General features: G+C 68.4%; 5 protein-coding genes and 1 pseudogene. 5 read left to right on the top strand and 1 reads right to left on the bottom strand.

Features of this window, described 5'->3' with window-relative positions; genetic code table 11:
* Positions 1 to 90: 90 nt before the first annotated feature.
* Positions 91 to 222 (top strand): annotated as a pseudogene (locus ACZ5IK_RS44125) (HNH endonuclease signature motif containing protein); the annotation flags it as partial.
* A 64-nt stretch (positions 223 to 286) separates the two neighbouring features.
* Here the strand turns inward: ACZ5IK_RS44125 and ACZ5IK_RS44120 are convergent.
* On the bottom strand, positions 287 to 853 hold the full coding sequence (locus ACZ5IK_RS44120) for a hypothetical protein (protein ID WP_465493179.1): 567 nt from the start codon (positions 851 to 853) through the stop codon (positions 287 to 289).
* 338 nt (positions 854 to 1,191) lie between these two features.
* Here ACZ5IK_RS44120 and ileS point away from each other — a divergent pair, with 338 nt between their 5' ends.
* From ileS to ACZ5IK_RS44100, 4 genes are all read left to right on the top strand, one after another.
* Positions 1,192 to 4,362 carry an isoleucine--tRNA ligase gene (gene ileS / locus ACZ5IK_RS44115; protein ID WP_465493178.1) on the top strand — a complete coding sequence of 1,057 codons (3,171 nt, stop codon included), beginning with the start codon at positions 1,192 to 1,194 and terminating at the stop codon, positions 4,360 to 4,362.
* Between the two features lie 217 nt (positions 4,363 to 4,579).
* Positions 4,580 to 6,184, top strand: a complete 1,605-nt coding sequence (locus tag ACZ5IK_RS44110) for a penicillin-binding transpeptidase domain-containing protein (protein ID WP_465493177.1) — start codon at positions 4,580 to 4,582, stop codon at positions 6,182 to 6,184.
* A gap of 43 nt (positions 6,185 to 6,227) precedes the next feature.
* Positions 6,228 to 6,911, top strand: coding sequence for an ArsR/SmtB family transcription factor (locus tag ACZ5IK_RS44105; protein WP_465493176.1), 684 nt, complete (start codon positions 6,228 to 6,230; stop codon positions 6,909 to 6,911).
* A gap of 111 nt (positions 6,912 to 7,022) precedes the next feature.
* Positions 7,023 to 8,501 (top strand): potassium/proton antiporter, encoded by a 1,479-nt coding sequence (locus ACZ5IK_RS44100; protein WP_465493175.1) that lies wholly within the window; start codon positions 7,023 to 7,025, stop codon positions 8,499 to 8,501.
* The last annotated feature ends 85 nt before the right edge of the window (positions 8,502 to 8,586 follow it).

Here is an 8,586-nt window from a genome sequence, read left to right as displayed (position 1 = left end):
CCCGGCAGGTTCGACAGCGGGAGCCGTGTGACGCGAGAGTGTCACGCACGGTTCTGAGAGCGGCGGCGGGTGAAACTCCCGCCGCCGACTCACCACCGGTTGATCCATCACAGCGAATGGAAAGTCGCCATCGCGCAGGACGGACTCCCCGAATTCACCGCACCCGCCTACCTCGACCCCACCGGACAACCCAGACGCAACACCATGCACCTCAGAACATAGGAGTTCTTCTCTGTCCGGCTGTATAGGACGGGAATCAAGGTGTCCGAAACCGCTGTATAACGGCCTACACGTCTGCGCTCTCATCCGGCACACGGCTGATCCGTCGAGCCGTGTGCCATGGAACCTGCTCAACCGCGCAAGGATCGGTGAAGGCGAGGACCGATTCGTCGAGCCTTTGGAAGATCAGTCCGCCCCCGTGTGTCTCCTCCAGTTCACCCCCGGCCAGCACCAGTGACCGGGCCCCGATCCGGAAGTGGACTTCGGCCAAGAGGTCCTGGTCGCTGAAAACGGCCACATCCTCGACCGGGCCGACCGGCAATTCAGGGAAGTTCCGCCATCGATAGATCCCGTTCCAGCTGCCGTCATCGTAGGACCTGCTCGCCGAATGGCCGCTGAGGCCGAACCTGTCGTCGTCCTGGTAGGTGCCGATATCCACCGCGCTGCCGTCGGCCAGCCAAGCCTGGAGGCAGTACAGCTGGAGGCAAGGGACTTCCGGATCGGTGAACTGTGGACCGGTTCCCGGCACGTCCTCTCGCAGCGCCATCTCCACTCCGGCCCACGCCTCGATGTTCTCACCGAGCAGTGCCGTGAAGTTCCGCGACTGCTCGGCTACCCACGCGTCTCGCTCCATGTCCGCAGTATCGTCGAAACTGTCGGTCGGGGAGCCGGAGCAGGCTCGCGTCGAGGCTGAGCCACCCACCCCGGACAACCCGGTTGCCCCCGCGCGCTACCCTTGAAGTACCAGGCACCGATCCGGCCATCACCGGGGAGCCTCCGGAAGAACAGGGCTCGCGCCCCCAGTAGAACCGGACGGGTACGGCCCGTCACAGCCGTCGAATGAGCGGCCCAGCCGGAACACCACCGGAAGGGCAAGCGGGGTGGTACCGCGGAACGCGCCGGAAACGGCCGTCTCGTCCCCGTGTGGGTGAAAGCCCGTACGAGTGAGACGAACCGCGAGGAGCACCGAAGATGTATCCCAAGGCACAGGTGGACGGCGAGACCGGCGTCCCGTCGCAGCCTTCGTTCCCCGAGTCGGAAAAGCGCGTCCTCGCGTACTGGGAATCCGATCGGACCTTCCAGGCCTCGATCGACGCCCGCGACCCCGGCGTCAACGGCTCGAACGAGTACGTCTTCTACGACGGCCCGCCGTTCGCGAACGGTCTCCCGCACTACGGTCACCTGCTCACGGGATACGTGAAGGACCTGGTGCCGCGTTACCAGACCATGAAGGGCAAGCGCGTCGAGCGCCGCTTCGGCTGGGACACCCACGGCCTGCCCGCCGAACTCGAGGCGATGCGCCAGCTCGGGATCACCGAGAAGGCCGAGATCGACGCCATGGGCATCGACGTCTTCAACGATGCGTGCCGCGAGTCTGTGTTGCGCTACACCGGCGAATGGCAGGACTACGTCACCCGCCAGGCCCGCTGGGTCGACTTCGACAACGACTACAAGACCCTCGATGTCAAGTACATGGAATCGGTCATCTGGGCGTTCAAACAGCTGTGGGACAAGGGTCTGGTCTACGAGGGCTACCGCGTCCTGCCCTACTGCTGGCGCGACGAGACGCCGCTGTCCAATCACGAGCTGCGGATGGACGACGACGTCTACGCCAGCCGTCAGGACCCAGCCGTCACGGTCGGTTTCCGTTTGGAGGGCAACGACAACGAACTCGACGGCACCTATCTGCTGATCTGGACGACGACCCCGTGGACGCTGCCGTCCAACCTCGCGACAGCGGTGCACCCCGACGTCCGGTACGTCGTCGTGGAATCCGAGGCGCAGGAGGGCAAGCGGTTCCTGCTCGCCGAAGCGCGCGTCGCCTCGTACGCCCGCGAACTCGGCGAGGAGCCGGCTGTCGTCGGGCACTACACCGGCACCGAGCTGCTCGGAACCCGTTACGCCCCGCCGTTCCCGTACTTCGCCGGACACGAGAACGCGCACCGCGTGCTGTCCGCGGACTACGTCACCACCGAGGACGGCACCGGGATCGTCCACATCGCGCCCGCCTACGGTGAAGAGGACAAGGCCGTCACCGACGCCGTCGGGATCGTGCCGGTCACGCCGGTCGACGCGCAGGGCAAGTTCGACGCGACCGTCGGGGACTACGCGGGCCAGCAGGTGTTCGACGCCAACCCGAACATCATCAAGGATCTCAAGAACGGCACCGGTTCCGCCGGCCGTCAGGGCGCGGTTCTGCTGCGCCACGAGACCTACGAGCACCCGTACCCGCACTGCTGGCGCTGCCGGAACCCGCTGATCTATCGCGCCGTCTCGTCGTGGTTCGTCGCGGTGACCGAGTTCAAGGACCGGATGATCGAGCTGAACCAGCAGATCACCTGGTACCCGGAGAACGTCAAGGACGGCCAGTTCGGCAAGTGGCTGGAGAACGCCCGCGACTGGTCGGTCTCCCGCAACCGGTACTGGGGCACGCCGATCCCGGTGTGGCAGTCGGACGACCCGGCGTACCCGCGCACGGATGTCTACGGCTCGCTCGAAGAGCTCGAGCGCGACTTCGGCGTGCGGCTGGACAACCTGCACCGGCCCTTCATCGACGAGCTGACCCGGCCCAACCCGGACGACCCGACCGGGAAGTCCACCATGCGCCGGATCGAGGACGTGTTCGACGTCTGGTTCGACTCGGGTTCGATGCCGTACGCCCAGGTGCACTATCCGTTCGAGAACACCGAGTGGTTCGAGCACCACTACCCGGGTGACTTCATCGTCGAGTACATCGGGCAGACCCGCGGCTGGTTCTACCTGCTGCACGTGCTGGCGACGGCGTTGTTCGACAGGCCGGCCTTCCGGACCTGCATCTCGCACGGCATCGTGCTCGGCTCGGACGGCCAGAAGATGTCCAAGTCGCTGCGCAACTACCCGGACGTCAACGAGGTCTTCGATCGCGACGGTTCCGACGCGATGCGCTGGTACCTGATGGCGAGCCCGATCCTGCGCGGCGGGAACCTGGTCGTCACCGACAAGGGCATCCGCGACGCCGTCCGCCAGGCGGTGCTGCCGCTGTGGAACTCGTACTACTTCCTCGCGCTCTACGCGAACGCCGAGGGCGTCGAAGGTCAGTGGCGTACTGATTCGAAGCACCTCCTCGACCGGTACGTGCTGGCGAAGGCGCACGAACTGGTGACCGACGTCGAGCACGCGCTCGACACCTACGACGTCGCCGGTGCCTGCTCGACCGTCCGCGATTTCCTCGAGGTACTGACGAACTGGTACGTGCGCCGCTCGCGTGACCGGTTCTGGGCGGGCGAGCAGGACGCGATCGACACCCTGCACACCGTGCTGGAGGTGACGTCCCGGGTGGTGGCGCCGCTGCTGCCGCTGACCACCGAGGTCGTCTGGCGCGGCCTGACCGGCGGCCGTTCGGTGCACCTGGCCGACTGGCCGAACGCGCTCGACCTGCCCGCCGACGCGGCGCTGGTGACGGCGATGGACCGCGTGCGGCAGGTGGCGTCCTCGGCGCTTTCGCTGCGCAAGGCGAACAAGCTGCGGGTGCGGCTGCCGCTGGCCAAGCTAGTCGTCGCCGCGCACGAGGCCGACTCGCTGCGCGAGTTCACCGACATCCTGCGCGACGAGGTCAACGTCAAGTCGGTCGAGCTGACCGCGGACGTCGCGGCGCACGGCGGTTTCGAGGTCGCGGTCAACGCCCGCGCGGCCGGGCCGCGGCTGGGCAAGGACGTCCAGACGGTGATCAAGGCCGTCAAGGCCGGCGAGTGGACGACGTCGGAGAGCGGCGCCGTCGTGGCCGCCGGGATCGAGCTCGTCGAGGGCGAGTACGACCGGCGTCTGGTCGCCAAGGGCGGCGGCGCGGCCGCGGAACTGCCCGGCGGGGCGGGGCTGGTGCTGATCGACACCGAGGTCACCGACGAACTGGCGGCCGAGGGCCTGGCCCGCGACCTGGTCCGGGTCGTCCAGCAGGCTCGCCGCGACGCCGGTCTCGACGTCGCCGACCGGATCGCGCTGACGGTCGACGCGCCGGAGGACGTGGTCACGGCCGCGAAGACGCACGAGGAGTTCATCGCTTCGGAGACCCTGGCGACTTCGGTGGCCTACGGCGCCGTCGCCGACGGCTCGGCCGGAACGGTCGGGGAGGGCACCAAGGTGACCGTGGCGGTCGCCAAAGCCTGACCTTCGCCCCACTCCACGAGTGTCATGAAAGGGGCTTTCAGGACGAAAAATGTCCTGAAAGCCCCTTTCATGACATCGGGGCAGGTTCGCTCACCGGGATCACGAAAAGGATTCGGAACCGTCGCTTTCTCGCCGCCGCGCCGCCTCGCGCGGGGGAAATCGGCAGGCTGGCCCGGGGGCGCGCGAGGTACGCGCCGTACTGGGGGAGAGCGAGTCCATGAGTCCTGCCCGGAAAAGAGGGATCCTGATCGGCGCCGCGCTGGCGGTCGTCGCCATCGTGGTGGCCGCGGTGGTGCTGCTGGTCAAGGAGGATCCGGCGCCCGCCGCCACCGGCGGCCCCGGAGAGCCGACCGAGAGCGCGTTCCAAAGCCCCGCCCAGGTCGCCGCCCGGTTCCTGCGGCAGTTCGACACCGGTGACCTGACCGGTGCGCCGGTCGACGATCCGGCGGCGGGTACGGCCGCCCTGTCCGCGGCGCGCGCCGCGCTCAGAGGGGCGCCGGTCAAGACGTCCCTGGGCGAGGTTCCGACGACGCCGGGGAACGCGACCACGACGTCGGCCACCTTCCACGCTTCGTGGACGTTCACGGGCAACAGCGTCTGGAAGTACGAAGGCAAGCTGGAGCTGGTCCGCAACGCCGGGAAATGGGTCGTCCGCTGGGCGATGTCGGTGATCCACCCGAAGCTCGAAGCCGGTCAGCAGCTTTCCGTGGCTCCCGTTTCGGCGAAGCCGGTCGTGGCCGACAGGGACGGCAAAGCCCTCGTCGGCGGTGACGCGGCGGGTGTCGCGCCGATCCTGCAAGGGGCGCTGTCGAAGGTCGCGTCCGAGCAGAACGGCGGCTCCGGGACGCCCGCCACCGTCACCGTGTCGCGGGTCGATGCCTCCGGCAAGCCGGTCGAAACGCTGTTCGGGCAGGCGGGCGAGAGTGACGAACCGCTGGCTTCGACCTTGAGCGTGGCTTCCCAGAGCGCCGCGCAGAAGGCCGTCGACGGCTTCCAGGGGCCGGCGATCATCGTCGCGATGAAGACTTCGGGCGAACTGCTGGCCGTCGCGCAGAACGGCGCGGCCGGGGACCAGCCGAAGGCGCTCAACGGCCTCTATTCGCCGGGTTCGGCCTTCAAGATCGCCACGGCGACCGCGGCGCTGCAGAAGGGCGGGATCTCCGCCGACTCGCCGGTGGCCTGCCCGGGCAGTGAGCAGATCGGGACCCGCACGCTCAAGAACGAAAACGGGTTCGACCTGGGGACCGTCTCGCTGAAGACGGCCTTCGCCGCCTCGTGCAACACGACCTTTGGGCGGCTCGCCGGGCAACTGCCCGCGGACGGCCTCGCGAAGGCCGCGAGCCAGTTCGGTCTCAACGCCGACTTCGAGATCCCGGGACTGGCGACCGAGACCGGCAAGGTGGAGCCGTCGGCGGGCGGCGACGAGCAGGTCGAGGCCGGGATCGGGCAGGGAAGGGTGCAGGTCAGCCCGCTGGGCGCGGCGCTCATGGCCGCCACCGTCGCCACGGGGAAGCCGGTGGTGCCGAAGCTGTGGCAGGGGCTCGAGACCAAGGTCAACACCGGCTACCAGGCCCCGCCGGCCGGGGTGCTGAACCAGGTCCGGGCGATGATGCGCGAGGTCTGCACGACGGGGACCGCGAAGGCGCTGAAGGGCAGCGGCGCCGTCTTCGGCAAGACCGGGACGGCGCAGTTCGGCTCGGGTGCCGACGCCAACGGCTGGTTCGTCGGGTATCGCGGCGACGTCGCGTTCGCCGTCATGCTCGAGGGCTCCAACGATTCCGGGCCCGCGGTCCGGCTGGCGGCGAAGTTCCTGGCGGGCTGACGTTTCGGCCGTCGCCGAACCGTGCGTCTTCTACGGTGAACTCATGGAAACGATCGCCTTGGCCGAGGTCGCGGCCGTGCTCGCCGATCCGAGCCGCGCGTCGATGTGCCTCGCGCTGCTCGACGGACGTGCCTGGACTGTGACCGAGTTGGCCGGAGCGGCCGAAGTCGCCGCGTCAACGGCGAGTGAGCATGTGACGAAGCTGACCGAGGCCGGCTTCGTCGTGCGGGTCAAACAGGGGCGGCACAGCTACGTCCGGATCGCCGACCCCCGGGTGGCGGAGCTGATCGAGCATCTGGCGCAGCACGCCGAGCATCGCCCGGTGAAGGGGTTGCGCTCGTCGGTCCGGGTGAAGCGGCTCGAATTCGCCCGGACCTGCTACGACCACCTGGCCGGGACGGTCGGGGTCGCGCTGCGGGACGGGATGCTCACCGCCGGGCTGATCGACGAGGCCGACGGCCTGACGTTGACCGGTCGCGGACGCGAGGTGCTCGGCGCCCTCGGGGTGGAGATCGCCGAAAGCCGCCGTCCGATGCTGCGCGACTGTCTCGATTGGACAGTGCGGCGTGATCATTTGGCGGGCCGGGTCCCGGCGGCATTACTGTCTCACGGAGTGAGTGCCGGCTGGTTGTCCCGTGAGGGCAACCGCGCGGTGAAAGTCCTGCCCGCGGCGGAGAAACCGTTCGCGGAACTCGGGGTGGACCTGGTGGCCCTGCGGAGTCCGTAAAGGACAGTCTGTAACACAGGCTATCCGGACGGTTTTCGACCGGTACACGAACGAGTGACGATCACCGCCTCACTATTCTGGAGCCCTCACGGCGACCGGACGGGAGGCGACATGGAGCAGCTCCCGCTCATTCTCGGTACCGGTGGTGCCGTCCTGCTCGTCGCCGTGATCGCCGTCCGCGTGTCGATCCGGGTCGGCCTTCCCTCGCTGCTGCTCTACCTGGGCATGGGGGTGCTACTCGGCGAAGCCGGGTTCGGCATCCAGTACGACAACCCCGAGCTCACCCAGTCGCTCGGCCTCGCCGCGCTGGTGATGATCCTGTCCGAAGGTGGTCTCACCACCCGGTGGACGGCCGTGAAACCCTCGCTGGGCATCGGAATCGCACTGTCCACAGTGGCCGTCGCGGTGAGTATCGCGGTCACCGGCGCGGCCCTGCACTGGCTGCTGGGCCTCGACTGGCGGATGGCGTTGCTGTGGGGCGCGGTGCTCGCCTCGACCGACGCCGCCGCGGTGTTCTCGGTGCTGAGATCGGCGGGGGTCGGGAAGCGGCTCGTCGGCGCGCTGGAGATCGAGTCGGGCATCAACGACGCCCCGGCGTACATCGCCGTCGTCGTGCTGGCCGAGGGCACGACCATCGACTGGTCGCTGCCGCTGCTGGTGGTCTACGAACTCGCCGCCGGGCTGGTCATCGGCCTGGCCTTCGGCTGGATCGGCGCGCACGCGCTGCGACGGGCCGCGCTGCCGGCGACCGGCCTGTATCCGCTGGCCACGGTCGCTGTCTGTGTCGTGGCGTACTCGAGCGGGCAGCTGGCGCACGCCTCCGGCCTGCTCGCCACCTACGTCGCCGCCCTGGTGCTGGGGAACTCGAAGCTGCCGCACCGGTCCGACACGCTGTCCTTCGCGGAGGGGCTCGGCTGGCTCGCGCAGATCGGGCTGTTCGTCCTGCTGGGCCTGTTCGCCTCGCCGAGCCGGATCTTCGAAAGCCTGATCCAGGGGCTGGTCGCGGGCGCCGTCGTGCTGCTGCTCGCCCGTCCGCTGTCGGTGGTGCTGTCCGCGCTGCCGTTCAAGATCCCTTGGCGAGAACAGGTGTTCCTGTCCTGGGCCGGGTTGCGCGGGGCCGTCCCGATCGTGCTCGCGCTGATCCCGCTGTCGTCCGGGGTGCCCGGTGCGCAGGAGCTGGTCGACGCCGTGTTCGTGCTGGTCATCGTGCTGACCCTGCTCCAGGGCGCGACGCTGAGCCCGCTCGCGAGAGTGCTCGGGCTGGCCCAGCACGCCCAAGCGCACGAGATCGACGTCGACTCCGCGCCGCTCGACGAGATGGGCGCCGACCTGTTGCAGGTCCGGATCAATCCCGGGTCGAAGATGCACGGCGTCTATCTGGCGGAGCTGCGGTTGCCGATCGGGGCGACGATCAGCCTGCTCGTGCGCGACGGCATCGGCTTCACGCCCAACAAGGACACCCGGCTCCAGGAACGTGATCAGTTACTCGTCGTGACCACGTCCGACGCCCGTGACGCGGCCGAACGACGCCTCCGGGCCGTCGACCGTGCCGGACGCCTCGCCAGGTGGAAGGGCGAATCCGGCCAATAGGTCACGAGATCGCACCAGTCTTTCGTCGGCTGATCTCAGAAATTTCACTACGAGTTGTTCCCTTTTGTACTCCTTTTGGATTACT

Source organism: Amycolatopsis sp. NPDC031561 (assembly GCF_055580625.1).
Note: the sequence above shows the minus strand (reverse complement) of the source record. Positions and strands in the feature narration are given on the sequence as shown.

Bases quoted from the DNA above. Each gene is read 5' to 3' on its own strand.
- ACZ5IK_RS44120 (WP_465493179.1), bottom strand. From the start codon at position 853: ATGGAGCGAGACGCGTGGGTAGCCGAGCAGTCGCGGAACTTCACGGCA.
- ileS (WP_465493178.1), top strand. From the start codon at position 1,192: ATGTATCCCAAGGCACAGGTGGACGGCGAGACCGGCGTCCCGTCGCAG.
- ACZ5IK_RS44110 (WP_465493177.1), top strand. From the start codon at position 4,580: ATGAGTCCTGCCCGGAAAAGAGGGATCCTGATCGGCGCCGCGCTGGCG.
- ACZ5IK_RS44105 (WP_465493176.1), top strand. From the start codon at position 6,228: ATGGAAACGATCGCCTTGGCCGAGGTCGCGGCCGTGCTCGCCGATCCG.
- ACZ5IK_RS44100 (WP_465493175.1), top strand. From the start codon at position 7,023: ATGGAGCAGCTCCCGCTCATTCTCGGTACCGGTGGTGCCGTCCTGCTC.